This window comes from Streptomyces sp. NPDC030798 (genome assembly GCF_055572275.1).
On record NZ_JBVIDR010000002.1, the window covers coordinates 107861 to 133642 of the forward strand.

General features: G+C 71.6%; 21 protein-coding genes and 1 tRNA gene. 14 read left to right on the forward strand and 8 right to left on the reverse strand.

Annotated elements, in window-relative coordinates:
* Positions 1–89: 89 nt before the first annotated feature.
* Entirely contained in the window at positions 90–1100 is a 1011-nt protein-coding gene (locus ACZ404_RS05025) for an SEC-C metal-binding domain-containing protein (protein ID WP_468436035.1), read from the reverse strand.
* A 365-nt stretch (positions 1101–1465) separates the two neighbouring features.
* On the opposite strand from ACZ404_RS05025, the gene ACZ404_RS05030 reads away from it, so the two are divergent.
* Complete coding sequence (locus tag ACZ404_RS05030; protein ID WP_468436037.1) at positions 1466–3022, forward strand: IS200/IS605 family accessory protein TnpB-related protein; 1557 nt, start codon at positions 1466–1468, stop codon at positions 3020–3022.
* 8 nt (positions 3023–3030) lie between these two features.
* On the opposite strand, the gene ACZ404_RS05035 is transcribed toward ACZ404_RS05030, so the two are convergent.
* A complete protein-coding gene (locus ACZ404_RS05035) occupies positions 3031–4503 on the reverse strand; it encodes a glycoside hydrolase (protein WP_468436039.1) in 1473 nt (490 codons plus the stop codon).
* A 279-nt stretch (positions 4504–4782) separates the two neighbouring features.
* On the opposite strand from ACZ404_RS05035, the gene ACZ404_RS05040 reads away from it, so the two are divergent.
* The 4 genes from ACZ404_RS05040 to ACZ404_RS05055 all read left to right on the forward strand — a co-directional run bounded on the left by ACZ404_RS05040 (position 4783) and on the right by ACZ404_RS05055 (position 7881).
* Positions 4783–5571: a class E sortase gene (locus tag ACZ404_RS05040; protein WP_468437134.1), complete on the forward strand. Its 789-nt coding sequence runs from the start codon at positions 4783–4785 to the stop codon at positions 5569–5571.
* Between the two features lie 97 nt (positions 5572–5668).
* On the forward strand, positions 5669–5995 hold the full coding sequence (locus tag ACZ404_RS05045) for a DUF6412 domain-containing protein (protein ID WP_468436041.1): 327 nt from the start codon (positions 5669–5671) through the stop codon (positions 5993–5995).
* Between the two features lie 172 nt (positions 5996–6167).
* Entirely contained in the window at positions 6168–6881 is a 714-nt protein-coding gene (locus tag ACZ404_RS05050) for a YidC/Oxa1 family membrane protein insertase (RefSeq protein WP_468436043.1), read from the forward strand.
* Between the two features lie 142 nt (positions 6882–7023).
* Complete coding sequence (locus ACZ404_RS05055; protein ID WP_468436045.1) at positions 7024–7881, forward strand: fumarylacetoacetate hydrolase family protein; 858 nt, start codon at positions 7024–7026, stop codon at positions 7879–7881.
* Between the two features lie 101 nt (positions 7882–7982).
* Here ACZ404_RS05055 and ACZ404_RS05060 read toward each other — a convergent pair whose 3' ends face one another.
* From ACZ404_RS05060 to ACZ404_RS05070, 3 genes are all read right to left on the reverse strand, one after another.
* A complete protein-coding gene (locus tag ACZ404_RS05060; protein ID WP_468436047.1) occupies positions 7983–10031 on the reverse strand; it encodes a hypothetical protein in 2049 nt (682 codons plus the stop codon).
* 234 nt (positions 10032–10265) lie between these two features.
* A complete protein-coding gene (locus ACZ404_RS05065) occupies positions 10266–10766 on the reverse strand; it encodes a heme-degrading domain-containing protein (protein WP_468436049.1) in 501 nt (166 codons plus the stop codon).
* Positions 10766–11836 (reverse strand): Gfo/Idh/MocA family protein, encoded by a 1071-nt coding sequence (locus tag ACZ404_RS05070; RefSeq protein WP_468436051.1) that lies wholly within the window; start codon positions 11834–11836, stop codon positions 10766–10768. Before ACZ404_RS05070 ends, ACZ404_RS05065 begins: the two co-directional genes overlap by 1 nt.
* A 56-nt stretch (positions 11837–11892) precedes the next feature.
* Between ACZ404_RS05070 and ACZ404_RS05075 the strand changes: the two genes are divergently transcribed.
* From ACZ404_RS05075 to ACZ404_RS05110, 8 genes are all read left to right on the forward strand, one after another.
* Positions 11893–13026, forward strand: a complete 1134-nt coding sequence (locus ACZ404_RS05075; RefSeq protein WP_468436053.1) for an ROK family transcriptional regulator — start codon at positions 11893–11895, stop codon at positions 13024–13026.
* Between the two features lie 201 nt (positions 13027–13227).
* Positions 13228–14085 carry a hypothetical protein gene (locus ACZ404_RS05080; RefSeq protein ID WP_468436055.1) on the forward strand — a complete coding sequence of 286 codons (858 nt, stop codon included), beginning with the start codon at positions 13228–13230 and terminating at the stop codon, positions 14083–14085.
* Between the two features lie 114 nt (positions 14086–14199).
* The gene (locus ACZ404_RS05085; protein WP_468436057.1) at positions 14200–14412 is read left to right on the forward strand and encodes a hypothetical protein; all 213 of its coding nucleotides are present in this window, start codon (positions 14200–14202) and stop codon (positions 14410–14412) included.
* Positions 14413–14751: 339 nt separating this feature from the next.
* Positions 14752–15657 carry a hypothetical protein gene (locus tag ACZ404_RS05090; protein WP_468436059.1) on the forward strand — a complete coding sequence of 302 codons (906 nt, stop codon included), beginning with the start codon at positions 14752–14754 and terminating at the stop codon, positions 15655–15657.
* A gap of 1021 nt (positions 15658–16678) precedes the next feature.
* Positions 16679–17458 carry an HAD-IIA family hydrolase gene (locus tag ACZ404_RS05095; protein ID WP_468436061.1) on the forward strand — a complete coding sequence of 260 codons (780 nt, stop codon included), beginning with the start codon at positions 16679–16681 and terminating at the stop codon, positions 17456–17458.
* Positions 17459–17564: 106 nt separating this feature from the next.
* The gene (locus ACZ404_RS05100; RefSeq protein ID WP_468436063.1) at positions 17565–18122 is read left to right on the forward strand and encodes a hypothetical protein; all 558 of its coding nucleotides are present in this window, start codon (positions 17565–17567) and stop codon (positions 18120–18122) included.
* 15 nt (positions 18123–18137) lie between these two features.
* Positions 18138–18815, forward strand: coding sequence for a class F sortase (locus ACZ404_RS05105; protein WP_468436064.1), 678 nt, complete (start codon positions 18138–18140; stop codon positions 18813–18815).
* A gap of 90 nt (positions 18816–18905) precedes the next feature.
* Positions 18906–19928 carry a glycoside hydrolase family 6 protein gene (locus ACZ404_RS05110; RefSeq protein ID WP_468436066.1) on the forward strand — a complete coding sequence of 341 codons (1023 nt, stop codon included), beginning with the start codon at positions 18906–18908 and terminating at the stop codon, positions 19926–19928.
* On the opposite strand, the gene glxA is transcribed toward ACZ404_RS05110, so the two are convergent.
* The 3 genes from glxA to ACZ404_RS05125 all read right to left on the reverse strand — a co-directional run bounded on the left by glxA (position 19929) and on the right by ACZ404_RS05125 (position 24476).
* Positions 19929–21866: a radical copper oxidase GlxA gene (glxA, locus tag ACZ404_RS05115; protein ID WP_468436068.1), complete on the reverse strand. Its 1938-nt coding sequence runs from the start codon at positions 21864–21866 to the stop codon at positions 19929–19931.
* Positions 21863–23902 (reverse strand): glycosyltransferase family 2 protein, encoded by a 2040-nt coding sequence (locus ACZ404_RS05120; RefSeq protein ID WP_468436070.1) that lies wholly within the window; start codon positions 23900–23902, stop codon positions 21863–21865. The genes glxA and ACZ404_RS05120 overlap by 4 nt, the downstream gene beginning before the upstream one ends.
* Positions 23903–24402: 500 nt before the next feature.
* A tRNA-Lys gene (locus ACZ404_RS05125) sits at positions 24403–24476 on the reverse strand.
* A gap of 185 nt (positions 24477–24661) precedes the next feature.
* Between ACZ404_RS05125 and ACZ404_RS05130 the strand changes: the two genes are divergently transcribed.
* Positions 24662–25687 (forward strand): peptidoglycan-binding protein, encoded by a 1026-nt coding sequence (locus tag ACZ404_RS05130; RefSeq protein WP_468436072.1) that lies wholly within the window; start codon positions 24662–24664, stop codon positions 25685–25687.
* Positions 25688–25782 lie beyond the last annotated feature (95 nt).

Sequence of the window (25782 nt, forward strand, 5' to 3'; positions counted from 1 at the left end):
GGGAGAAGCGTGGAGGCGGCCTGGGCAGGGCGGGGCCCGGGGCGGGATAGGGCTCGGTTGGGACGGAGGGCGGACGGTATGGAACGCACCTACGCGCCGTGGCACTCCCCATACACCCGGCCCGATCCGCACCAGCACTCCGCCCCCCGCTGCGGCGGCCACGCCACCGCCCGTCCCCGGGCCGCCAGTGTCGTCGCGTACTGGGGGAGGAGGGTCGGGTCTGAGGGAGAGGCGCCCTCGGAGGCCGCGAAGGCCTCGTAGGAGGGGACCGTGCCCGTGACGATGCCGAGGTTGGGGGTGCCGGAGGAGGCGAGTTCCCGGAGGGAGGACTCTATGGTCGCCAGGTGGGCCTCGTGGGAGGGGTACTCCGAGGCGAGGTCGGCGTAGGCGGCCAGCAACTCCGCCAGCTCGCCCGCCGGCCAGTGCAGGATCGCCACCGGGAACGGGCGGGAGAGGGCCTCGCGGTAGGTGCCGAGTTCTGCCTGGAGGCGTTGGATCTCCGCCTCCAGTTCGGCCGGGTTCTCCGAGCCGAGGGACCAGACGCGCTTGGGGTCGTGGAGCTCGTCCAGGGGGATCGGGGCCGTGTGGAGGGTGTCCGCCACGATGTCCCAGTCGTCGTGGGGCAGGCCCCGCATGCGGCGGACGCGGTGGCGGCCGAAGAGGACGGGACGGGTGGCGTACGGCGGTTCCGGGACGTCCGAAAGGAGCAGTTCCACCGCCTCCGTGAAGGTCGCCTCCGCCGCCTCCAGCTCGTCGTGGGACTCGAGCGACTCGGCGACGACGACCCAGGGGGCCGGGTCGCGCGGGGCGGCGGTGCGGATGCCGTCGATGATGGCCCGCGCCTCGGCCTCGTGGTCGTACTCCCAGAGGTTGGAGGCCTTCAGGGCCCGCACCAGGTGGGGGTTCTCCAACCCGTCCGACGAGGACAGCAGGCGGTCGTAGAGCTTCGTCGCGGCGGAGCGGTCGCCGGAGAGTTCCAGGTGGGCCGCGGCGCGCAGGAGCAGGGCCTCGGCGTCCTCGGGGTACAGGCCGGCGGTTCGCTCCAGGCGTGCCGCTTCGGCGGTGTGGTCGACGTTCTCGGCAGGCGTGTCGGGGCGCATGGGGGACACCGTACTGCCGACCGGTGACACAGGAGGAGTACGTGCTGGTCATCGGTGTCCCCCGGTTCGGTCACGGCGCTGTCGCGCCGGCCGGTGCGTGGGGTTGGGAGCTGCTGCCGCTGGGTTGAGTACGAGCGTGGGTAGGTGAGCGGGAGTGAGTTCTGGCGGCCTGCTCGGGGTCTTTCCCTGCTGGGGAATGGAGGTTCGTATATCGAATGCGTGACTTGTTGAGGGTGCGATCGTTGAGTGGAGTGATCGGTCTTCGGCGGCGTAGTGGGGGGTGCGGGGTGGGCGGTTTGCGTGAGGTGGCGGCGTCGTTCGTGGTGCCCGGCCCTGCGGGGGTGGCCATCCGGGACAGGCTGAGGGTGTCGCAGCAGGACGCGGCGGTGCTGCGTGAGGTCGGGCTCTTCCTCGGGTCGCTGGCCGCGGGGGATCTCGTCGTACGGTCCCGGCAGGGCCTCGATCATGATGCCGGGTCGTGGGCGCAGCGGAAGCGGGGGCTGTCGGGGTGTTCATCGGCGCGGTGGGCGGGCAGCATCACCAAGGCCACGCATGATCAGTGGGCGCTCGCCCGGCGCGGCCAGCTGGCGGAGCTGGCCTGGCTGCGCGGGCAGATCGCGTCCCTCGAGGCGAGGCTGGCCCGCCCGCTGGGCGCCAAGGCCAGCAAGCGCGAGGGACTGCCGCGCGGGTATGGGTCGCGGGCCGAGTGGCATGCCAAGTCCCGCCGCCTGCACACCCTGAAGGATCGGCTGGCAGCGGTGGAGGCGGACTGGAGGGCAGGCCGGGTCCGTGTGGTGCGGGGCGGTAAACGCCTGGCACATCTGCGTCACCATCTGGATGAGGCCGGGCTGGATGAGAACGGGTGGCGCCGGCGATGGCGGGCGGCGCGGATGTTCCTGTCCGCCGACGGGGAGTCCGGCAAACGCTGCGGCAACGAAACCATCCGTATCACCGACACCGGACGGCTCTCGATCAAACTCCCGGCCGCCCTGGCCCACCTGGCCAACGCCCCCCACGGCCGGTATCTCCTGGACGCGCGCGTGGCGTTCGCACACCGGGGCGGGGAGTGGCTGGACCGGATCACGAACGATCGGGCGGTGGCCTACCGCATCCACCACGACCCAGCCCGGGACCGCTGGTACGTGACCGCATCCTGGCAGCGCACCCCCGTCCCCGTCCTGCCGTTGGAAGCGGCCCTTGTCCACGGTGTGGTCGCTGTGGACATGAACGACGATCATCTCGCCGCCTGGCACCTGGATGTGCACGGCAACCCGGTCGGCGAACCCAGACGCTTCTTCTACGACCTGTCCGCTACCGCGCAGCACCGGGACGCGCAGATCCGGCACGCCCTGACCCGCCTGCTGCACCACGCGCGCCGCTCCGGGGTCGGCGCGATCGCGATCGAGGACCTCGACTTCACAAGCGGCACCAGCCGGGAGAAGCACGGCCGGAACAAGCGTTTCCGCCATCTGATCTCCCGTTTTCCCACCGCGAGGCTGAAGGCGCGGCTGGTGTCGATGGCCACCGAGCAGGACCTGGCGATCGTCGCGGTGGACCCGGCCTATACCTCACGGTGGGGTGCCCAGCACTGGCAGCAGTCACTGACCACCCCCACCCGCCAAGTGTCCCGGCATGATGCGGCGAGCATCGCGATCGGGCGACGCGCCCTCGGGCATCCGATCAGGCGACGGACGGCACCGCCCCTTAACGACCAGAGCGATCGTTACGGGCATCGGACCGCCCAGGCCCGACCGGACGCCCGACGGCGTGAGGAACCCCGCCCCCGCATTCCCGGACCACGCACCAGATGTGTGCCGCCCGGCAGCGGAGCGAAAGCGGGCGACCAGCATGCCCAACACCGTTCGGGGCACGCGACTGAGCAGCAGTCCTGGCAACAGGACTCACTCCCGCTCAGTCATTAGGAACGGTGTCAGACCGTCACCCCGTCGATCTGCAGCGTCTGCACCGACTGCGCCGCGAACGGCACCGCCAGGGTCTTCCCGCTCAGGTGCGTGTCCGAGTACGCCTTGTACTTGTCGCCGCCCGTCGTCACGGTGTTCCAGCGCGGGACCAGGCCGCCCGAGCCGCCCGTCACGGTGGTGAAGCGGGAGAGGTCGAAGGTCAGGGTCTGGGCGGAGGTGGAGGTGTTCGCCGCGACGACGACCAGGCGATTCGCCGTCCTGTCCAGGGCGGCCGCGGCGTAGCTGACGCCGGTGTCGAGGATCGTCATACCGGGGCGGATGTGGCGGCTGAACTGCGCCATCACGTAGTACTTCGTCTGGATCTCGCCCGGCTGGAGGGTGTTCTGGTCGTAGGCGATCATCGCCCAGCCGGAGCTGGGGTCCATCACCTGCCAGTAGACCCAGGCGGTGGGGTGCAGCCAGCGGAAGTCGTAGAGGAGGTTGCTCGCCAGGGTCAGGCCGGTGGCGTCCTTGTCGCCCGTCTCGGAGTTCCACAGGGCCTTGTGGGCGGTGGTGACGACGTCCGTGTAGAGGAGGTCCCGGCGACCGCCGGCGCCCTGGTAGCCGTGGACGTTGACCCGGTCGACGTAGCCCTTGGTGGTGGCGGAGAAGGAGTTCCAGGTGGTGCGGGCCAGGTCGTAACTGGTCTCGTCCGAGGCGGAGATCTTCGTCCCCGTCAGACCTCGCTTGTCCAGCTCGCTGCGGAGGTGGGGCAGGACGGCCGACTGGACGCTCGCGTCGATGTGGCAGCCCTCCTGGGTGCCGGTCGCCGTCCACCAGGACGAGGAGGGCTCGTTGAAGGCCTCGACCGTGGAGAAGTTCACGCCCCAGTTCTGCTTGGCGTACAGGGCGACCGCGGCCAGGTGCGAGGCGTGCTGGCGGTAGTTCCAGGACTGGAGGTTGTTGCCGCCGTCGGAGGCTCCGGAGGGGTTGTGGTTGAGGCACATCCACCACATGGGGGAGTTGGCGAACAGCTCGGAGATCGCGCCTCGCGCGGTCGCCTTCTGCAGCATCGCGCGCTGGGCCGCGTCCGCCGTCCACTTCCAGGCCGAGGAGGTGGGGTCCTCGTTGTTCCAGTCCTGCCAGTAGCCCTCGATCTGCTTGAACGCCGGGATGTTGGGCGAGACCGCCATCTTCTCGCCGTTCACGCTGTTCCAGCTGGACGCGCCCAGGTTGTAGCGGGCGATGTTCAGGCCGAGGCCGGGCAGGGTCGTGCCGTTGTACGTCGTCGACCTGGTGGTGAAGAAGATGTCGGCGAAGTCGTCGCGGGCGCCGAAGACGTTGGCCCACCAGGCCAGGGAGGTGCCCCAGCCCTCCCACGTGCCGTAGGTGGTGGAGGGGTTGACGGTGACGGTCGCGTCGGCGCGGGCGGTGCCCGTGGCCAGGGCGCTGCCGAGGAGGCCGCCTCCCGCGGCGGCCAGCAGCGTTCTGCGTCGGATCATGGCTGTGTTCTCTGCCTCTCCGTGCGGCTCGCACGCCGGCCTTCCGTGGCCGGCGTCGACTGGTCCCCCGCGTGTGCGGCTCGGGGACGTGTCGCGCGTGGCGTCCCCCGGCGCGCCAAGAGGAAGCATCGGGTGTGGCTGCTGAGGTTGTCGATAGTTGCGACAGCCCTTCCTCAAACCGCTTGAGGAAGTCGGGAGCGGGATGAGTGGCCCAGGGCTCTGGAGAGTTGGCGGGGGCCGCCCTATCGTGCGGGCGGCTCTCGGGAGGCGGGTGTGCGGATGCGGGTCGTGCGGCACCGGGATCGGCGCAGACGGGCGCGGTGGCGGCGGGGGCTGTGGGGCGGGGGTGAGGCGCTCGTCACCGTCGGGGTCGTGCTGCTGCTGCTCGTCGTGCATCAGTTGTGGTGGACCAACCGGGAGGCGCGCCGCGGGGCCGAGCGGAAGGTGGAGGCGCTGGAGCGGGAGTGGGGGAGCGGGAGCGGCGGGGCGAACTCGGGGGACATGCCTTCCGGTTCCGCGTCGGCGTCCGCTTCGGCGCCGGATCCGGCGGCGGCCGGGACCGCGCGGCGGGGGCCGTACGGCGGTTCCGTCGTCGTCTCCGGCCGGCCGCGCCGTTCGCAGGCGTACGCCGTGCTCACCATCCCCCGGCTCGGGCTGCGCGTCCCCGTCGCCGAGGGAGTGAGCAGGGCGGACGTCCTCAACAAGGGGTACGTCGGGCACTACCCGGGCACCCAACAGCCCGGCCGGGCGGGAAACTTCGCGGTCGCCGGGCACCGGAACACGCACGGTGAGCCCTTCCGGTACCTGCCTCGGCTGCGGCTGAAAGACACCGTGGAGGTGGAGACGGGGCAGGCGACGTACACGTACGCGGTCGACAAGATCCTGCCGCGGACCTCCGCCCGCGACTCGGGCGTCGTCCGGCCCGTGCCGCGCTCCCTCGTGCGGCCGTCGCACGGCTACGACGAGCCCGGCCACTACATCACCCTGACCACCTGCACCCCCGAGTTCACCTCGCGGTACCGGATGGTGGTGTGGGGGAAGCTGGTCTCGATGCGGCCCCGGGGATAGGGAACCGTCGTGGGCGTCCAGGCGTTCTTCCTGTGTGGCGGGTGACCGGGGAGCGGAATCCCAGGGTTCGGCAGTTCAGGGGAAGGGGGGCGAGGTCATGGTCCGCAGTCGTGTCGGTGCCGTGCGGCCCGCCGCCTTCCTGCTGGTCCTGGTGAGCCTGCTCCTGCTGCACGTCGCTCTTCTCGACACCGGCAGCCTGTTCACCACCGTCGCGCTCGCCGCCACGGCCGCCGCCGGTTCCGCGCTCGCCGTCTGCTCGATCGTCGCCGCCCGCTCGGCACCCGCTGTGCCGCCCACCCGCGTTCGCACGGCGATACGCGACCGGGACCGGCGGACGGCCTTCCTGCCCCAGCGCGACCCCGACGCCCGGGGGCGCCGCCGGCCCCGGGCACCCGGACACGCCCTCGCGACGACCTGCGCGTAGGGCACCCGCAACCAGCGCTGCCGGCGCTGCCGGCGATACGACGGTGTCAGTGATACGCCGCCGATACGTGACCCCGCGCGGGTCGTCATGCCGCCCTGCCCTGCCCTGACCGGTACATCCAGGCAGGGCCTCCCACCCGGCACGACGCACCCCGTACACGAAGGGTCCACCCATGTCCGTCTTCGCCCACCTGGTCGACCGGCTCGCCGAGCTGCTGCAGCCGCTGTTCCACGCCTCCGCGGCCGCCGCCGCGATCGTCCTGTTCACCGCGCTCGTACGACTCCTCGTCCACCCCCTGTCCCGAGCGGCGGCCCGCGGCCAGCGCGCCCGCGCCGAGCTGCAGCCCAGAATCGCCGAGCTGCGCAAGAAGTACGCCAGGAATCCGGAGCGGATGCAGAAGGCGGTGCTGGAACTGCACGCCGAGGAACGGGTGTCGCCGCTGTCCGGCTGCCTGCCGAGCCTGCTCCAGCTGCCCGCCTTCTTCCTCCTCTACCACCTCTTCTCCAGCACTTCCCTCGGCGGCGGAAGCAACGGGCTGCTGCACCACGAGCTGTTCGCCGCGCCGCTCGGCGGACGCTGGGCCGACGCGCTCTCCGACGGCGGTGTCCTCGGCCCGGCCGGGCTCGTCTACCTCGGGCTCTTCGTCCTCGTCGCCGCCGTTGCCGCCTTCAACTACCGGCGCACCAAGCGGATGACGGCCGCCGGCCCGGTCGCGGTCGCCGGTGACGGTGAGCAGCTGCCCGGGCTCGGCGCGGTCCACAAGGTCATGCCGTTCATGTCCTTCTTCACCCTCGTCACCGTGGCGGTCGTACCGCTGGCGGCGGCGCTGTACGTCGTCACCAGCACGACGTGGAGCGCGGTGGAGCGGGCCGTGCTGTACCGGTGAGGCGGGCAGGACGGGACCGGGCGATGACGGTCCAGTACGTGAACAGGGTCTTGCGGAGTGGAACAGCGGATTGGAGGATCGGCCAGTCCTCCGATGGCTGCACCCATCGGTCGGGCGCCCGCGATCGAGGGAGACTGTGACCATGAAGCTGCTGCGAGTCGGTACGGCGGGGGCGGAGCGGCCCGCGTTGCTCGACGCCCGGGGGACCCTGCGGGACCTGTCGGGGATCGTGGACGACATCGACGGCGCGCTGCTCGCCGACGAGGTGGCCCTGAACCGGGTGCGGGCCGCGGCCGAGACCGGTGAGCTGCCCGCCCTGGACGCGGCGGGGCTGCGGATCGGGCCGCCGCTGGGCCGGATCGGCAAGATCGTGTGCATCGGGCTCAACTACCACGACCACGCCCGGGAGACCGGGGCCGAGCCACCCACCGAGCCGGTGATCTTCTTCAAGGCCGCCGACACGGTCGTCGGGCCGAACGACACCGTGCTCGTGCCGCGCGGGTCCACCAAGACCGACTGGGAGGTGGAGCTGGCCGCCGTGATCGGACGTACGGCCCGCTACCTGGAGTCGGCCGAGGAGGGGCTCGCGCACGTCGCCGGGTACGCGGTCGCGCACGACGTCTCCGAGCGGGAGTTCCAGATCGAGCGGGGCGGCACCTGGGACAAGGGCAAGAACTGCGAGACGTTCAACCCGCTCGGACCCTGGCTGGTGACGGCCGACGAGGTGGTGGACCCGCAGCAACTCTCGCTGCGGCTGTGGGTCAACGGGGAGCTGAAGCAGGACGGCACCACGGCCGAGCAGATCTTCCCGGTGGGCGAAGTGGTGCGCTACGTCAGCCGGTTCATGACCCTGTACCCCGGTGACGTCATCAACACGGGGACGCCGGCGGGTGTCGCGCTGGGGCAGCCCGAGCCCAAGCCGTTCCTGCGGTCCGGGGACGTGGTCGAGCTGGAGATCGACGGGCTCGGGCGGCAGCGGCAGGAGCTGAAGGACGCCTGAGGGGCCGCGGGCCGGGCCCGCACACGCGTGAGGCCCCCGGGCCGTGGGAGGAGACGATCGACCGTCTCCGTCCCGCGGCACCGGGGGCCTCGTGCGTCGGCTCAGCCCGTGACGCGCTCGTTCTCCATCGTGGGGCCGGTCTCCCGCTGGGCCGGGATGGCGGCCAGCGCACGCACCGCCATGGTGGCCCGGTGCTCCTCGGCCTCCGCGCTCAGGGAGCGGGCCGCGTCGTTGAAGCGGACGACGGACGGCGGGTCCGAGGGGCCGAGCAGGTGCAGCTTCAGCTCGGCGCGGGCCTCGGCGTAGGCGTCCTTCTCGGGGTGGCGCACGGACTCCAGCAGGGCGGGGATGCCGGCCGCGTCCGGGGTGAGCACGGCGCCCGCCCGGACGGTCGGGAAGGTGTCCCGGAAGTCCTGCTCCGGCAGGCCGCTGGTGTTGGCGACGGCGTACGGCTTCTCGCTGGCCAGGTAGTCGGAGATGACGCTGGAGACGTCGCTGATCAGCAGGTCGGCCGCGTTGAAGCAGGCGTAGACGGTCGGCCGGGGACCGGTGACGATCTGGTGCTCCCAGGCGGGGAACGAGGCCCAGAACGCGGCCTCCCAGGCGGCGGTCGCCTCGGCCACGGCGGCGGCCCGGCCGGGTTCCGGAGCCGACTGCAGCAGCATCCGCTCGACGTCGTCGGCGCTGTTCCGGAACGCGGACGTGGTCAGGCGGTCCAGCTCGGCGGTACGACGGGCCAGCTCCTGCGCCGCGGCGGGCGCCGGACGCTCCCCGGCGTGCTCGGCGGCACGGGCGGCGCTCGCGGCGCGGATCATCTCCTGGATCCGGAGGTTCGCGGCCCCCGCGCGGGGTTCGACCGAGCCGGTCAGCGGGTGCGGCTTGTACAGCAGCCGCACGCCCGGGTCCGCCAGCAGGGCGCGCACGAGGTTCTCGCCGGCCTCGATGACCGACGTGTTGCCCGGGTTGCCGTCCCAGCCCTCCCAGGTGGGGGCGTACAGGACGTTGACGTACTGGCCCTTGGGCGCGCCGGCGTACGGCTCGATCACGTCGAGCTGCGGGCGGCCGATCTCGACGACGTCCCGGTCGTCGACACCCACGTTGGCCAGGGCGTAGCGCTCGCGCGCCGCGGGTCCGGCCACCCACACCTCGTCGTAGGCCTTCGCGTACGGGTTGCAGCTCGAGAGCTTGTCGCTCTCGCCGTGGTTGACGAAGGCGTGCTTGATGGTGGGGATGCGCAGCACCTGCGAGGTCTTGCCCGAGTTCGAGGGGTGGATGAGCATCTTCAGCGTGGAGTGCTCCAGCCGCATCAGGTCGGCGACCTTCGGCAGGCACACGATCGGGATGTCCGTGGACGCGATCTTGCGCACCATGAACCGCTCACGCAGCACGATCAGCGGGCGGCCCTCCAGCCGGGCCAGCGGCTCCAGCCACATGTTGGCCTGGTAGGCCGAGCTGGTGCCGCCGGAGAAGTACATGCCCACCGTCGGCTGGTACTCGGCGAGCCAGCCCTCGAACCACTCCAGCGCCTCCTCGGCCGTCACCGGCCGGCGTCCCGGCAGCAGCCGCACCAGCAGCACGCCGTTGGCCGCGGCGGCGAGAAGGGCGGACAGGGCTATGCCGGCGACGGCCCACCGGATCGACTCGGTGACCGCGGTGGCCAGCAGGCCGGCCGTCGAGGGCAGGCCGAAGGTGAGCAGCCGCAGCCCGGCGCGGCGCATCACCAGCGCCGGGGGAGCGGCGCTCAGCCGCAGGGCCGAGGCGTCGATGTTCCGGGTCACCAGCGGCAGGGTGCGGGTGCGGCGGACCGCGATCGCGAGGGCCTGGCAGGCGAAGTGCAGGGCGTAGAACACCAGCAGACCGCAGACGAGGGCGAGGTAGCGCTCCTCGAAGTCCTGCTCCTCTATGCGGAGCAGGCCGGTCACCAGCAGCAGGTCGCGGACGACCTGGCGGACGCTCACGGTCGCCTGCAGCTTGCCGAGGGCGGCGGCCATGCCCCCCTGCCACCGGTGCAGGGCCAGGTCCGCCGCCAGCCCGAGGGCGGTGGCGGCCAGCAGCAGCGGGACGCTGGGCAGGAGCGCCCCCACCACCTGGGCGACGAACGACAGGGCGAGCCCTGTCGGCAGGACGAGGCGTCTCGCTGCGGTGCGCAACCGGGAAGCGGGAACGGACGATGCTGACACTGCGCGGGCTCCAGGCAACTCAACATCCTCGTGCACGGGCTTGCGGCGCGACGGATCGCCACCGACGGGAAGCCGATGTGAACGGGTGTTCCATCATTAAGTCGGACGGACGGACTTTACCTGTGCGACTGGGGCCTTGTCTCCGTCGCCTGTGCTGCCGGTGCTCTCACTGTGGTGTGGGTTACGCCTCGTTGGTGGCGTTGGTCACGCCTTCAGGAACTGTTCCAGCGCCTCTACGACGAACCGGTGGTCCTGGAGCTGGGGCAGGCCGGAGACCGTCACGGCACCGATGATGCCGGCGTTCTCGACGTTGATCGGGAACGAGCCGCCGTGCGCCGCATAGCTGTCGGGGTCCAGCCGGGAGGCCTCCTCGAAGGTGGTGCCCTTGGCCCGGAATCGGGCGCCGACCAGGTACGACGAGGCGCCGTAGCGCTCGACCACGCGGCGCTTGCGGGCGATCCAGGCGTCGTTGTCCGGGGTGGAGCCGGGCAGGGCCGCGTGGAAGAGCTGCTGTCCGGCGCGGTGGATGTCGATGGCGAGCGGGGCCTGGCGCTCCCGGGCCAGCTCGACCAGGAGGGAGCCGAGCGCCCAGGCGTCGTCGTGGGTGAACTGCCGGAAGACCAGGCGGCGTTCCTGCGCCTCCAGTTCCTCCACGCTCGGGGTGATCTCCGGGGTGAACTTCGGGGTGATCTGCGGGTGGTGCATCAGAGGGTCACCGTCACCTTGTCGCGGGCGGACCGGCGGGCCGCTTCCAGTACGTCGAGGGCGGCCGCGGCCTCCAGCGCGGTCACCGGGTTGGGGCCGGTGCCGGTCAGGGCCGCTGCCACGGCCGCATAGTAGGCGGGGTAGTCGCCGGGGAGGGTCGGGACGGGCCGGCCGCCGCCGGTCACCGGGGACTCCCCGGAACCCAGCCGCCCCCACAGGGACTCGGGCTCCGTGCCCCAGCCCGGGGGACCGGGCCGCCGCCCCTCGCGCAGGGCCGCCTCCTGCGGGTCCAGGCCGTACTTCACATAGCCCGCCTCGGAGCCGAGGACCCGGAAGCGGGGGCCGAGCTGGGCCGCCGTCGCGGAGACGTAGAGGTGGGAGCGGACGCCGCCGGCGTGGGTGAGGGCGATGAAGGTGTCGTCGTCCGTCTCGGCGCCGGGGCGGCGGACGTCCGTCTCGGCGTAGACGGACGCGGCCGGGCCGAAGAGCACCAGGGCCTGGTCGACGACATGGCTGCCGAGGTCGTACAGCAGACCTCCGATCTCTGCCGGGTCGCCGGACTCGCGCCAGCCGCCCTTCGGCTGCGGGCGCCAGCGCTCGAAGCGGGACTCGAAGCGCCGGACGTCGCCGAGCTCGCCGTCCGCCAGCAGCGCGCGGAGGGTGAGGAAGTCGTTGTCCCAGCGGCGGTTCTGGAAGACGGAGAGGAGCAGGCCGCGCTCCTCGGCGAGGGCCGCGAGCGCACGTGCCTCGGCGGCGGTGCCCGCGACCGGCTTGTCCACGACCACGGGCAGCCCTGCCTCGAGGGCGGCGGTGGCGAGCGGGACGTGCGTGCGGTTCGGGGAGGCGAGAACCACCAGGTCCAGCTCGCCGGCGCGGGCGAACAGCTCCTCGGGGGTGGTGGCGAGCGTCACGTCCGGGAACGCGGCCCGGGCCTGTTGCTGCCGCTCCGGGTTGCCGGTGGCCACCGTGTCCAGGGTCAGGCCCTCGGTGGCCGCGATCAGCGGGGCGTGGAAGACGGAGCCGGCGAGGCCGTAGCCGATCAGGCCGACGCGGAGCGGGGTACCAGTCATGCGCCCCACTTTCGCAACGCTGTTGCCAAAGTGCAAGCGGCGGGGAGAATGGGGCCGTGGACAGCGTGAGTGGGGCGACGAGCGGCGGGCGGCCGGCGGGGGCGAATCTGTTCGCGTTGCGCAGCCACAACACGGCGCTGGTGCTGGATCTGCTCCGTACGGCCGGACCGGAGGGCATCAGCCGGCTGGAGCTCGCCGAGCGCACGGGACTGACCCCGCAGGCCGTCAGCAAGATCACCGCCCGGCTCCGGGACGAGGGCCTGGCGGCGGAGGCCGGCCGGCGCGCGTCCACCGGGGGCAAGCCGCGCACCGTACTGCGGCTGGTGCCGGAGGCGGGGCATGCGGTGGGGGTGCACCTGGACCGGGACGAGCTGCGTGCCGTGCTGGTGGATCTCGACGGGGCCGTGGTCGGGGAGCGGCGCCTGGCCGTGAACCTCGGCGCGGGGGCGGAGGCGGTGCTGGCAGGCGTGGCCGGGGCGGTGGCCGCACTCCGGCCGGGGCCGGCCGGCGCCGGTTCCCTGCTGGGCGTCGGGGTCGCCGTGCCGGGACCGCTCGATCACGCCCGGGGTGTCCTGCACCGGGTGACCGGGTTTCCCGAGTGGGACGGGTTCCCGCTGCGCGAGGCGCTGGCGGAGCGGCTGGAGGTGCCGGTCGTGGTCGACAAGGACACCAACGCGGCGGCGCTCGGCCTGTCGGTGGCGGGCGAGGGCGGCTCCGCCGGCTCCTTCGCGTATCTGCATCTCGGTACGGGAGTGGGCGCCGGGCTGGTGATCGGCGGCCGGGTGCACCGGGGGGCGCGGACCGGGGCGGGGGAGTTCGGGCACCAGGTCGTCCAGCTGGGCGGGTCGCGCTGCGAGTGCGGGGACCGGGGGTGCCTGGAGGCGCTGTGCCTCGGTGCCGTGCGGCGCGGTGAGGTCGAGGAGGCCGCCCGGGTGCTGGGGGTGGGCGCCGGGAACCTCGTCGGGCTGCTGGACATCGACCTGGTGCTGCTCGGCGGCCGGACGGTCGCCGCGGCGCCGGGCGTGTTCGTGGCCGGCGTCACCGAGGTGCTGACCGCGCGGGCCCGGCGGGAGGGGGCCCATGGCGAGGTCGGCGTGGCCGTGCGGGTCGCCTCGGGCGGGGAGCGGCGGGTGGCGGAGGGTGCCGCACAGCTCCTGCTGGCGCCGTTGTTCGGAAGAGGGGACGGGTGAGGGGGCGAGCGAGGGCGCGGGCGGGGTGGTGATCCGCCGTGCAGGCAATCTTTGGTGACTTTCCGTAGTCAATAAGTGACTGTGAGTCAGATCTCGCTGTTAATGGCGATCACCGGTGAGCCTGCCTCGGCCGCAGGCGTGCCGCCGGTGCCTCTCCCGCCACCCACAGGAGTGCTCGTGCTCGTTACCCAACTCGCTCTGGTGTCCGAGACCGATCAGATCAACCCCTCCCAGCTCACCCGGGTCGCCGCGGCGCTGCAGAAGCAGGTCACCCGCGACTTCGGCCCCATCTGGCAGATCCGGGCCACTGTCGACGCCTTCGACCGGCTCAAGGACGTTCCGGTCGGCTACTGGCCCATGATCGTCAAGGACGACATCGGTCAGCCGGGCGCGGCAGGCGTCCACCTCGACCACAACGGTCAGCCCTTCTCGTTGATCCAGTACAGCGACAGCTGGTCGCTCACCGCCAGCCACGAGATGCTCGAGATGCTCGGCGACCCGAGCGGCAACCGCCTGGTGGCCGGTCAGTCGCCCAAGCCGGGCCAGGACGTGGTGGAGTTCCTCGTCGAGGTGGCCGACCCCTCCGAGGCGCCGGAGCACGGATACACCATCAACGGGCTGCTGGTGTCGGACTTCTTCACCCCGCACTTCTACGACCCCGTCGCCGCACCCGGCGTGCGCTACAGCTTCACCGGCGCGATCGACGGACCCCGCAAGATCCTGCCCGGCGGATACATCAGCTGGCACGACCCGGTCGGGGACCACTGGTGGCAGCAGGTCTGGTTCGACACCGACCAGCCCAGGTTCCGGGACCTGGGCCGGCTGGCCGCGCGCGCCGGCAGCCTGCGCTCCGCCATCGACTCCCGCACCCGCACCATCGAGCGGATCGCCGCCGGTGGACCGCGGTCCGACCGCTTCGCCGCCGCCCGCACCCTGACCGCCGCGGTCAAGGAGTCGACCTCGTCGCGCGCCGACCGGTGGCTCAGCCGCATCGAGGAGCTGCAGGCCGCACCGGTCGCCGAAGGCACATGGGAGGGCGGCGAGCAGGACAATGACTAGGAGCGATGTCAGGAACGATGTGCAGGAACGATGTCCAGGAGCGATGGCTGGAGCATTGACCGGGGCCATCTCCAGGAGAACCGCACTCGGCCCGTCCGGAACGGAGGCCGCGGCATGGGCGACGACAACAGCCGCGAGGAGCGCGCCGACCAGCTCCACGAGCTGATCGACCACCTGACCACGGAGGAGAAGGCCGCTGCCGGGCCCCCGCGCCCGTCGGAGAGCCTGCGCGAAGCGGTCCACCGCAGGATGCGCCAACTCAAGGACTCACCGACCGATGAGGAGCCGGGCGGCGACACCGAGGACGGGGACGACACGTCCGGCTGAGCCCGTCACGTGCCGCCCCGCCGGCGGGCCCGAGTGGCGCAGCACCGTACGCGTGGTTCCGGCCGGGTCCGAGGCCGGCTCCATGAGCATCCGCCCATGGGCCGCCGTCGAGGCACGGGACAGTCGTGGCCTGCGCCGGGTCACCCTGGGCGGCGACACGGTGGGCGGCGCCTGGTCGCTGTCCGGCCGGGGCGGCGCCGACCTGGTGCCCTCCTGTGCGCGCACCAGCATCTCGGCATCTCAGAGAGCCGTTCCGCTGCGCCGACAGAGGGGACTTGGCAGGAAGGACCGGTGTGGCTCCCCGGAATCGGCGCCCCCACCCGGCAGGGTCACGTGTTCATGCGACTGTGCACGCCCCTGTCCCTCTGCCTTGCCGCAGCCGCCGCTTTCACGCCTGTCTCGTCGGCCGCCGCCCACGCGGACGCGAACCCCTCCTGCGCGGCGCCGGGCGACCGGGCCTTTCCGCTCACCACGAGGATTCATGGCGGGCCCCGGTCCTACGACATCGGCGGTGGTTACGGCACCTGGTACCTCGACCTCACCAACACCACCCGACGGACCTGCGCCGCCATCCACCCGGTCGTCGTCCTGGTCGACGCCAAGCGTGCCCTGAAGCCGGATCAGGCCGAGCTGGCCTTCTACGACGGGAGCCGCGTCCGGCCCGTCACCCTCGAGAGCACCGACGAGCAGGAACTGGTCGGGGTGCTGGACGGCAAGGGGTTCGGCGGGTTCACCGTGGCGCCCGGCAAGACCGTCACCGTCAAGCTGAGGCTCTCGGTCGCCGACGACGCCGTACCCGACCAGGTCACCGCCAATGCGGCCGTCGTTCAGCGGCGCGGCTCCGACGGGGACTGGGTGGGGCAGTCCAACGACTACCGGTTCGGGATCGGGGAGGGCGTGGCTCCCGACGAGCCGCCGGCAGTCCAAGAGACCGGGGGCACCGGGAGCAGCAGTGCCCGTCCGCCTAGCTCCAGCGCCGCTCCGTCCGGTGGCCCCGAATCGGCGCCCGCCTCGGTCGGCAGCTCGGCCGGCACCGCACCCAGCGGCTCCCCCAGCACCTCCACCACCTCCCCCAGCACCTCCCTCCCTGCCGTCCAGAAGGCTCAGGAGGCTCAGGAGGCCGGGGAGCGCGCCCGGGAACTCGCCCGAACCGGGGTCGGATCGGCGCACGGGGTCGTCGCTGCCGTCAGCGCCCTGCTTGCCGTGAGTGGCAGCGCCTTCCTCCTGGCGCGCCGACGCCGCTGAGCCGAAGCCGGATGCCCAGGGCCAAGAGCCGGCGGCTGGGGTCGGGGGTCGAGTTCCGAAGCCGGGAACCCGGGAGCCGGCGGCCGAGGACCGGTAGTCGGAGCTGCGGGTTGGGAGTCGGAGCGGGGCCGGAAGCCCGAAGCCGACAGCCGGAGGCCGGAAGCCGAAAGCCGACAGTCGGGAGCGGAAGCCGGAGGCCGGAAGCCGAAAGCCGGGAGTCCGAGAGCCGAGAGCCGAGAGCCGAGAGCCGAGAGCCCGAGGCCGAAGCTGAGCGCCCGAGGCCGAAGCTGCGCGCCGGAGGCCGGAAGCCCGGGGGCCGAGAGCCGAGCGGCGGAGGCCGAACGGTCAGGAGCGGAAGCCGGGAGCCGGAAGCCGACAGCTGGGGGCCGGGAGTCCGGGCCGAGTGTCGGCAGTCGGGCGTAGGGCCGACGGTTGGGGGCCGTGAACCGAGAGGCGGAGGCCGGAGCCGAGTGTCGGCAGTCGGGGGTAGGGCCGACGGTTGGGGGCCGAGAGCCGAGCGGCGGAGGCCGAGCAGTCAGGAGCGGAAGCCGGGAGCCGGAAGCCGACAGCTGGGGGCCGGGAGTCCGGGCCGAGTGTCGACAGCCGGGGGTAGGGCCGACGGTTGGGGGCCGCGAACCGAGAACCGGAGTCCGGAGCCGAGTGTCGGCAGTCGGGCGTAGGGCCGACGGTTGGGGGCCGTGAAGCGAGAACCGGAGTCCGGGCCGAGCGCCGACAGGCCGGAGCCGAGTGTCGGCAGTCGGGGGCAGGGCCGATGGTTCGGAGGCCGTGAACCGAGAGGCGGAGGCCGGAAGTCGACAGTCGGGTCCGGGTGGCCGGAGCTGGAGGCCGCAAGCCGGGAGCCGGAAACCCGAGCCGGGTCCCCGGACCCCAGCCGGGGAGGCGAACAAGCGGCGGCCGGGCGGGGTCGAGATCCAGGGTGCCTGATTAGGCTTGTGGCGTCGGTACGCCGTGGTTCCGGCGCCCTGCTCTTGACCGTACGCATGCCAGGAGACCCAAGCACATGGCAGACCGCAAGCCCATCGAGTCGTGGCTCACCGACATGGACGGCGTCCTGATCCACGAGGGGGTCCCGATCCCCGGCGCCGACGCCTTTCTGAAGAAGCTGCGCGAGTCCGGGCGGCCGTTCCTCGTGCTGACCAACAACTCCATCTACACCGCACGCGACCTGCACGCCCGGCTGCGCCGGATGGGCCTGGACGTGCCGGTGGAGAACATCTGGACCTCGGCCCTGGCCACCGCCCAGTTCCTGGACGACCAGCGGCCCGGCGGCAGCGCCTACGTCATCGGCGAGGCCGGCCTGACCACCGCCCTGCACGACATCGGCTACATCCTCACCGACCACGAGCCCGACTTCGTGATCCTCGGCGAGACCCGCACCTACTCCTTCGAGGCCCTGACCAAGGCGGTGCGGCTCATCAACAACGGCGCCCGGTTCATCGCCACCAACCCCGACAACGTCGGCCCGTCCACCGAGGGCGACCTGCCCGCCACCGGCTCGGTCGCCGCCCTGATCACCGCCGCGACCGGCAAGAAGCCGTACTTCGTCGGCAAGCCCAACCCGCTGATGATGCGCGCCGGACTCAACGCGATCGGCGCCCACTCGGAGACCTCCGCGATGATCGGCGACCGCATGGACACCGACGTGCTGGCGGGCCTGGAGGCCGGTATGCGCACCTTCCTGGTGCTGACCGGCGTCACCCAGCCCCGGGACGTCGACCGCTACCCCTTCCGCCCCTCCCAGGTCGTCGACTCCATCGCGGAACTGGTCGACCTCGTCTGAGCAGCGGCTCTGGCACCGCACATCACCCGAACGGAGCAATCGCGCGCCTCCCGAGGATGCGGAGGCGCGCGGTACGGGGGAGCCTCCCAGTGTCTGGAGGTTCACGATGGGCTCACTACGCCTCACTCTCTGCACCGGGCTCCTGGCCGTCACGGCGCTCGCGCCGCCGGCGTACGCGGCCGACGGCGGCCATGGAGTCTCCGTGACCCCGGCCTCCCCCGCCCCGGGTGCCGACGTGTCGCTGCGGGTGCGCGGCTGCACCGGCTCCCAGGGCACCGCCGCCTCGGCCGCCTTCGTCGCCGACGCCCGGCTCACCGGCAGCCAGGGCACCCTGGCCGGTGAGACCCGCGTGCGCACCTCGCTCCGGCCGGGCACCTACCCCGTGAAGATCACCTGCGCGGACTTCGCGATGGACGAGCAGATCGTCGTCGTACGGAACTCCGACCCGTCGGGGTCCGCCACACGGCCCGGTACCGACGCCGGCTCCGCCACGCCCGTCGCCCCCGTCCAGGCGGGCGGCGGTGGTACGGCGCACTTCGCCACCGTCGCCACCAGCGGGTCCGGCCCCGACACCGCCCAGGAGGTGACCGGCCTGGCCCTCGCCGGGGTCGCCGCGGCCGCCGTCGGGCTGCTCAAGGCCCGCCGGAGCCGGGGCACGGACTGAGAGCGTGCCGCGGTCATGTCCGAGGAGGAGGGCCACGGGCGCAGCTCCGGCACCGAGCGCCTGATCACCGTCCTGGCCTGGGCGGTGCTGCTGCTCGGGCTGTGGCTGTGGGGCCGCGGCGTGACCGGCGTACGGCCGGACCCGGCCGGGCCGGCGACGGGTGATGTGGCCGGGCTCGGGCGGCCCGCCGAGGAGGTGTGGCTGCCGCCCGCGGCCAAGCCGCTCGGGGCCTCGCCGCCCCAGCGCATCGACATCCCCCAACTGGGTGTGCAGGCCCCGGTGACGGCCCGCGGCCTGGACGGCCGGGGTGCCGTCGATCCGCCGCCCATGAACCAGCCGGGGGTGGTGGGCTGGTACCGCTCCGGGGCCACCCCCGGCGCGGCCGGGACCGCGCTGCTGGTCGGGCACGTGGACACGCAGACCCGGCCCGCCGTCTTCTACAAGATCAGCACTCTGAGGCCCGGCGAGACGGTCCGGGTGGTCCGCGCGGACGGCAAGGTCGCCCATTTCACCATCGACGACATCCGCGTCCTGCCCCGCGACGACTTCGACGCCCGCGCCGCCTACGGCCCCCGCAGACCCGGCCGCGCCGAACTCCGGCTGATCACCTGCGGCGGCTCCTTCGACCGCGTCACCCGCAGCTACACGGCCAACGTGGTGGTCTCGGCGTACCTCACCGGCACCGGCCCATGACCCCTGTCCCGGGGGTCCGCGCGACCTCGTGACGGCCGCAACCGGTATGCCACGATGGGCACTCGGAACGATGCGCCCAGGGGGAAACGCATGGACGACAGCAGGGGTGCCCGCGCCGGCGCACGGGCACGGGCGTCCGCGGCGGTGCTGGGGGCGGCACTGCTGCTCGCCGGGTGTTCGGGAGGCGGCGACGACGACGCCGGCGCCGGTGCCAGGATCACCCAGCAGCCCAAGTCCGCCGACCCGTTCTGGGTGAACCCGGACGGCAACGCGGCCCGTCAGGTCGCCGCCTATGCGAAGGACGGCAGGAAGGCCGAGGCGGAGCAGATCCGCAAGATCGCCGAGCAGCCGGTGGGGGAGTGGATCGGCACGGAGAACCCCGAGCAGGAGGCTCGCGGCTTCACCGAGGCCGCCCAGAAGTCCGACCGCACGGCCCTGCTCGTGCTCTACAACATCCCGCACCGCGACTGCGGCCAGTACTCGCAGGGCGGCGCCGCCGACGGCAACGCCTACCGCGCCTGGGTCGACGGCGTGGCCCGGGGGATCGGCGACCGCCCCGCCACCGTCGTCCTCGAACCGGACGCCGTGCTCCACCTCGTCGACGGCTGCACGCCCACCGAGTTCCACGAGGAGCGCTACGACCTGCTCAAGGGCGCCGTCACCAAGCTCAAGTCCCTGAAGAACACCAAGGTCTACCTCGATGCGGGCAACGCCGGCTGGCAGCACCCCGACCAGATCTTCCAGCCCCTGCGGCAGGCCGGCGTCGACCGGGCGGACGGCTTCTCCGTCAACGTCTCCAACTTCTACTCCACCCAGGACTCCCTCGCCTACGGCAAGCAGCTCTCGGCGAAGGTCGGCGGCAAGCACTTCGTCATCGACACCAGCCGCAACGGCAACGGCCCCTACACCGGCGGCGACCCGGCCCAGCGCTGGTGCAACCCGCCGGGCCGGGCCCTGGGAGAGACCCCGACGACGAGGACCGCGGACCCCCTGGTGGACGCCTACCTGTGGGTCAAGCGCCCGGGGGAGTCCGACGGAACCTGCAAGGGGGGCCCGAAGGCCGGGCAGTGGTGGGCGAGTTACGCACTCGCCCTGGCCAGGAACAGCCGGTGACTACGGCACCTTGACCCACTGCGCCTTCGAGGGCGTCCCCCGGTCGTCGTCCACGAACAGCATGTACCACCCCGACTGCACCAGGTTCCGGTTCTTCGGCACGGTCACCGTGATTTTGTTGCCGGACGTCCTGAAGTCCAGGGCGATCGAGCGCTGGTCCACGTCCGTCACGTGCGTGGAGGCGCTCGGCCGGATCAGCCGGACCTTCCTGATGCTCGCGGCATGGTCCGAGGTGAACGTGGCGGAGGCGCCGCGGGCGATCGTCCGCGGCCCTCCGCTCAGGCTCGGCCGGGAGTCCCGGTACAGATACGGCGGCGTGTAGATCTCGATGCGCTGCTCGAACGTGCCCGGCTTGGTGTTCGCCTTGTCGCCGTACAGCGAGTCGGAGCCGAAGAACATCACCCGGCCGTCCGGCAGCAGGATGGACCCGGAGTGGTAGTTCCGGCCCACCAGCGGGTCGGCGACCTGGGTGAAGCTGTTGCTGTCCGGGTGGTAGAGCCGGGCCTGGAGGATGTTGGAGTCGCTGCGTCCCCGGTAGTCCTCCGAGCCGCCGGAGACCAGCACGGTGTCGTCGGGCAGGATCGAGGTCTGCGGGTACCGGGTGCCCTTCTCCAGCTCGGGCCCGTCCACGAACCTCGGATTCCTGGCCTTCAGGCCGATGATCCGCGTCTTCCTGCTCGACAGCTTCGACTCACCGACGCCGCCACCCCCGATCACCATGAACTTCTCGTCCTGGGCCGGCGGCAGCAGCACGGTCCCGGAGGTCTCCATCATGCCGGCGTCGCTGAGCCCGGGCAGCTTGGTGAACTTGTTGGTGCCGACGTCCCAGATGCCGGGGTCGCGGCCCACGTTGTCGGGCCCGTAGCCCGCGTTCGAACCCGAGTAGAAGATCTTCCCGTTCTGCATCAGGAACAGCGCCGGGTAGGTCGGGAACTGCCGGAGCTTCTTCGTGTACGTCCACTTCTTGGTCTTGGGATCGAAGATCTCGTTCTTGCCCGGCACCAGCTGCCCGATGTCGTCGAGGCCGGAGACGCTGAGCACCTTGCCGTCGGACAGCGTGGTGAGCGTCGGGTACCAGCGGGCCTCGTTCATCGGATCGACCTTGATGTACCGCTCGGCGACCGGATCGAACTCGAAGGCGTCGCGGATGCCCTGGAAGTCCTTCTTGTCGAGGGCGAGCTTCTGCGCGATGCCGTACGTGTTGCGGGCGTTCAGGCCGGTCAGGCCCTGGATCCGGTAGTTGTCCTGGGTGCCGGTCTCGTACTTGGTGCCGCTCTTCTGCGCCTCGACGTAGATCCGGCCGAGCCCGGGGTCGTTGCGCAGGAACGCGCCGGTCTTCGGGTCGAACACCTTCTTCGCGCGCGGGACGAGCACGGGGTCCTTGGAGACGAACGTCTTGCCGTTGCTCTTGCCGGTGAACCTGGTGCCCGCCGGCAGCGTGATCGGCTTGTCCGGGTTCTCGTTGTGGACGATCATCAGGCCGCCGGCCTTGGTGACATCGCCCTTGAGCTTCTCGTACCGCTTGGTGCCGCCCGCGATCAGCAGATTGCCGTTGGCCAGCTGGGTGTGGCCGGTGCAGAACAGGTCCTTGGGCGTGGGGATCTTCTTGATCGTGCCCTTGACCGGGTCCCAGATCCGGGTGTCGAACTTCTTCTTGTCGAAGTTGGCCTGGTTGTTGCCCGAGCCCGCCACCAGCAGCACCTTGCCGGTGTGCAGGAGCGCCGCGTGGATGGTGTCCTGGCGGTACTCCGGCGGGAACTCGACGATGTCCCAGTGGCCGTTCGCGGCCTTGTACTCCGGCTTGTTGATCTTGTACTGGTGGTATTGCCCGGTGCTGAAGCGGTACACCCACGGCCCGTTCATCCCGGCCAGCGCGATGACCACCGCCGTGCCTATCGCAAGTCTGCGAGCACGACGGCGGCCGGCCTGGTCCTTCATTCCTTACGTCCCCCAAGTCCGCCAAGGGCGATCTGCATGGTCTGTTCGTTCTCCCCGGCCGGGCTCCCACCCGGTCCCGGTCCGCCCGGTCCGCCGGGCGCGGCGGCCCAGGTGGGCCGCTGCTGCGGGGCGTGCGGCGCGGGGGCCGCGTAGCGGGCGGGAACCGCGTCCTCAGGCTCCGCCACGGCGGGTACCGGCGCGGGCGCGCCCGTGGCCGGACCCGCCGCGTGCCGGGGCCTCTTCCCGGCCTGCCGCAGCTCGTGGCGCCAGACGGCGACCGGGAACGCCGTGATGAGCATGGCGAAGGAGGCCCAGGTGATCATCGCCGGATGGGAGTGCCCGAGGACGAGGCCGGCGACGACGGACCCACCGAAGATCACGATGAAGTACCAGTGGTACCGGAAGGTGGCGAACCAGGTGTCCGGGCTCGCCGAATCGCCCTTGGGAGTGACCACGAACTTGCTCTTGCGGCGCAGCAGGGAGTCGATCAGCGCCTTCGCGTACAGCGGCGCGGACAGGGCCGACATCACCATGCCCGCCACACCGCCGGAGCCTTCGGGCTCGTGCGGGGAGACGTTGTGCCGCCGGTTCCAGATGTACAGGCCGATCTGCAGCGCGGAGGCGTTGCCGTACAGCATCAGCCAGACGGTCGGGTCGATGTTCACGCCCGAGGCGCCCAGGCCCAGGAACAGCGCGCAACTCAGCGCCGCCAGGATCCAGTTGAGGGCGGACATCGGGTAGAAGATGATCATCATCGTGTAGTTGAAGAGCTTGCCGGGCGGCAGCGTGAAGAAGCCCTTCCAGTACTGCTTGAGGATCGTCTCGTACGTCCCCCGCGACCAGCGCATCTGCTGGGTGAAGAAGTCCGTCCAGGCGGCGGGACCCTCGCCGACCGCGAGCACGTCGGGGGTGTACACCGACTTCCACTTGCGGCCGGTGACCGGGTTCTTCGCCCGGTGCATCTCGAACCCGGTCGCCATGTCCTCGGTGATCGAGTCGTACAGCCCGCCGATCTGCTTGATGGCGCTGATCCGTACGGCGTTGGAGGTGCCGACGAACATCGGGGCGCCGTAGCGGTTGCCGGCGCGCTGGATGAGGGCGTGGAAGAGGAACTGCTGCGACTCGGCGGCCTTGGTGACGAACGTGTCGTAGTTGCCGTAGACCTGCGGGCCGATGACGAAGCCGACGTCCGGGTCGCGGAAGTAACCGAGCATCCGCTCCAGGTAGTTGGGCAGCGGCACGTGGTCGGTGTCGACGGAGGCGAAGAAGTCGTAGTCGCCGCCGTGCGCCTCGAGCCAGGCGTTGTAGTTGCCGTGCTTGGTCTTGGCGCGGTGCGGGCCCTTGGGCTGGTTCCAGCGGGCGACACCCTTGCGGGAGAAGTGGTGGACGCCGAGCCGGGCGCAGACCTCCTTGACGGCCGGGTCGTCGCCCTCGTCCAGCAGCCAGACGTGCATCAGGCCCCGGTGGCGCAGCTTGACGGCGGCCTCCAGGGTCTTCGTCACCATCTCCAGCGGCTCCTTGCCGGGCACGAAGGAGGTGAGGAAGGCGACCCGGGTGCCGGTCTCCGGCACGACCGGAACGGGGTCGCGGGCGACAAGGGTGGCGTGCGCGTTCGACAGCACGTTCATGCACCGGAAGAACTCGATCAGGCCGATCGACACGAGCATCACGACGTCCAGCGCCGGCAGGAAGTCGTAGGCGGGGTAGTCCCGTTCCGTCCAGTGCTCCGGCTGCAGCAGCCAGGCCAGCAGCACCAGGGAGAGCAGCGGGGCCGCGCCCAGCATCAGCGCGGCGCGGATGCGGTGCGGCTCCTGGGAGAGCAGCGAGCGGTACTGCACCCGGTACGGCTTGCCGGGGTCGGGCTGGGTGAGGGGGCCCGCGAGCCGGCTGTAGTGCTCGTAGTCGTATCTCGGCAGGCTCTTCCTGATCCGGCGGAACTGGCCGGTCCGGTGCGTGACCACCCGTAGCTGCGTGGTCTGTGACGGGTCGTTGTGCTGCTCGTGGCTCTGCCGGGCGCCATGCGGCGTCGACGTCATGAGTCATTCCCCCCACACGCGGATCAGCGCGTGTTCGTCGGTCCTCCCGCCCGGCAGGCCGGTTCCCCTCGGCCCTCACCGGCGGATCAGTGGTGGGTCGCCGTCACCACGTCTCGCTCACCTTGAAGACACTGGATCGCGACCTTCCGGTTGCATGATGCCCCCCTCGACATCCGTTCATGGACGGGGCCCCCTCCCCGCCGGTTCCGCAACCGGTTGCTCCACCCCAACTGCCGTGCTCGCACGGCAATAGGGACATCCAGGGTTCTACGGCGTCCAGCATGATCGCAAGATGCGAAACATGCTGTTTACCGGTCAAATCCGTTCATTGTGGCGCGGGTGGGGCTGGGTGGCCGAGGGTGGCCTGCTGTTCGATACGACGAACAAGGGTATTCGGTTCAACGGGGGAGGGTGGCCGGCGGTCGCGGGACCGGGCCGCCCGGTGGGGCGGGGCGGGCATGCAAAAGACCCCCCGTGTGGACGGAGGGCCTTTCGGTCGGTGCGCCGCCAGGGACTCGAACCCCGGACCCGCTGATTAAGAGTCAGCTGCTCTAACCAACTGAGCTAGCGGCGCCTGCTGACGAGAAAACTGTACATGACCTTCGGGGGTGCTTCCGACCACGCCGGGCGGGTCCCTCTGTCGGACGCAGGCGCTCGTACATCATTCGGACCGTCAACATGCGCACCGCGACGACAGTTGTGAAACTGATCAACGTGCACAAGCGTGGACATACCCACCCCGAATGTGAGGCAGATCGCATGACCGGTCCGGTGTTCGAGGAAGTCGATCCCGTGCGCGGCTGCGACTGCCCCGGCTGCGTCCAGGATCGCCGGACCAGGCCCCGCCCGCTGCCGGGCCGTCGCTTCGCCGGCCCCCGGGTGGCCCAGGGGGTCGTGGTCGTGGCCGCCGCCGCGTCCGCCGCCCTCGGCGCGATGTCCCCGGCCGCGGCCCTCGCCGGCCCCCACGCCCCGCCCCGGCCGGGTGCCCCCGCGGCGGACGGCGACCCCCTCACCCCGCAGGGCCCGAAGTCGCCGCTGCACGGCCCGGCGGCCGGCCGGCCGGTCAGGCCCGCGACACCGCAGACACCCGCCACCACCCGGACCGAGATCATCAACCGGGCGAAGGTCTGGGTGGCCGCGCGGGTGCCGTACAGCATGGACGACTACTGGAGCGACGGGTACCGGCAGGACTGCTCGGGCTATGTCTCCATGGCCTGGGGGCTGCTGTCGAACGAGTGGACGGGCAGCCTCGACCAGTTCGGGGTGAAGATCACCAAGGAGGAGCTGGAGCCCGGCGACATCCTTCTCTTCCACAATCCCGACAACCCGGAGAGCGGCTCCCATGTGGTGATCTTCGGTGGCTGGACCGACTACACGCACACCTACTACACGGTCTACGAGCAGACGCCCCCGCACGCCCGCAGCCAGCCCACGCCGTACCCCTACTGGACGCACGCCGACAAGTACGTCCCCTACCGCTACAAGGGCCTGGTCGGCGCTACGACGACGACACCGGGCAAGGGCGGCGAGGCCGCCTCGCACGGCGTGCCCGGGTATCCCGGCCGGAACTTCTTCCGTCCGGGCGCGGAGAACGAGTACGTCAGGCAGCTGGGGCGGCAGCTGACGAAGAAAGGATTCGGCAGCGTCTACGGCACCGAGCCCGGCCCGCGCTGGAGCGACGCGGCCCGCCGGGCGGTGGAGGCCTTCCAGCGCAGCCAGGGCTGGCGAGGCGGAGCGGCGGACGGCTACCCGGGGCCGGAGACCTGGCGGCGACTGTTCCTGTAGAGCGCGGGGCGCCGCCGCACGGGCGGGCGGCGCGCAGCCCCCTCGTCGTATCCCCGTATCCCCCGTCCCACTCCCCCTGTCATGACGCATCTGGC

Bases quoted from the DNA above. Each gene is read 5' to 3' on its own strand.
- ACZ404_RS05090 (WP_468436059.1), top strand. From the start codon at position 14,752: ATGCGACTGTGCACGCCCCTGTCCCTCTGCCTTGCCGCAGCCGCCGCT.
- ACZ404_RS05025 (WP_468436035.1), bottom strand. From the start codon at position 1,100: ATGCGCCCCGACACGCCTGCCGAGAACGTCGACCACACCGCCGAAGCG.
- ACZ404_RS05105 (WP_468436064.1), top strand. From the start codon at position 18,138: ATGTCCGAGGAGGAGGGCCACGGGCGCAGCTCCGGCACCGAGCGCCTG.
- ACZ404_RS05130 (WP_468436072.1), top strand. From the start codon at position 24,662: ATGACCGGTCCGGTGTTCGAGGAAGTCGATCCCGTGCGCGGCTGCGAC.
- ACZ404_RS05055 (WP_468436045.1), top strand. From the start codon at position 7,024: ATGAAGCTGCTGCGAGTCGGTACGGCGGGGGCGGAGCGGCCCGCGTTG.
- ACZ404_RS05035 (WP_468436039.1), bottom strand. From the start codon at position 4,503: ATGATCCGACGCAGAACGCTGCTGGCCGCCGCGGGAGGCGGCCTCCTC.
- ACZ404_RS05050 (WP_468436043.1), top strand. From the start codon at position 6,168: ATGTCCGTCTTCGCCCACCTGGTCGACCGGCTCGCCGAGCTGCTGCAG.
- glxA (WP_468436068.1), bottom strand. From the start codon at position 21,866: ATGAAGGACCAGGCCGGCCGCCGTCGTGCTCGCAGACTTGCGATAGGC.
- ACZ404_RS05040 (WP_468437134.1), top strand. From the start codon at position 4,783: ATGCGGGTCGTGCGGCACCGGGATCGGCGCAGACGGGCGCGGTGGCGG.
- ACZ404_RS05045 (WP_468436041.1), top strand. From the start codon at position 5,669: ATGGTCCGCAGTCGTGTCGGTGCCGTGCGGCCCGCCGCCTTCCTGCTG.
- ACZ404_RS05120 (WP_468436070.1), bottom strand. From the start codon at position 23,902: ATGACGTCGACGCCGCATGGCGCCCGGCAGAGCCACGAGCAGCACAAC.
- ACZ404_RS05085 (WP_468436057.1), top strand. From the start codon at position 14,200: ATGGGCGACGACAACAGCCGCGAGGAGCGCGCCGACCAGCTCCACGAG.
- ACZ404_RS05110 (WP_468436066.1), top strand. From the start codon at position 18,906: ATGGACGACAGCAGGGGTGCCCGCGCCGGCGCACGGGCACGGGCGTCC.
- ACZ404_RS05100 (WP_468436063.1), top strand. From the start codon at position 17,565: ATGGGCTCACTACGCCTCACTCTCTGCACCGGGCTCCTGGCCGTCACG.
- ACZ404_RS05070 (WP_468436051.1), bottom strand. From the start codon at position 11,836: ATGACTGGTACCCCGCTCCGCGTCGGCCTGATCGGCTACGGCCTCGCC.
- ACZ404_RS05095 (WP_468436061.1), top strand. From the start codon at position 16,679: ATGGCAGACCGCAAGCCCATCGAGTCGTGGCTCACCGACATGGACGGC.
- ACZ404_RS05065 (WP_468436049.1), bottom strand. From the start codon at position 10,766: ATGCACCACCCGCAGATCACCCCGAAGTTCACCCCGGAGATCACCCCG.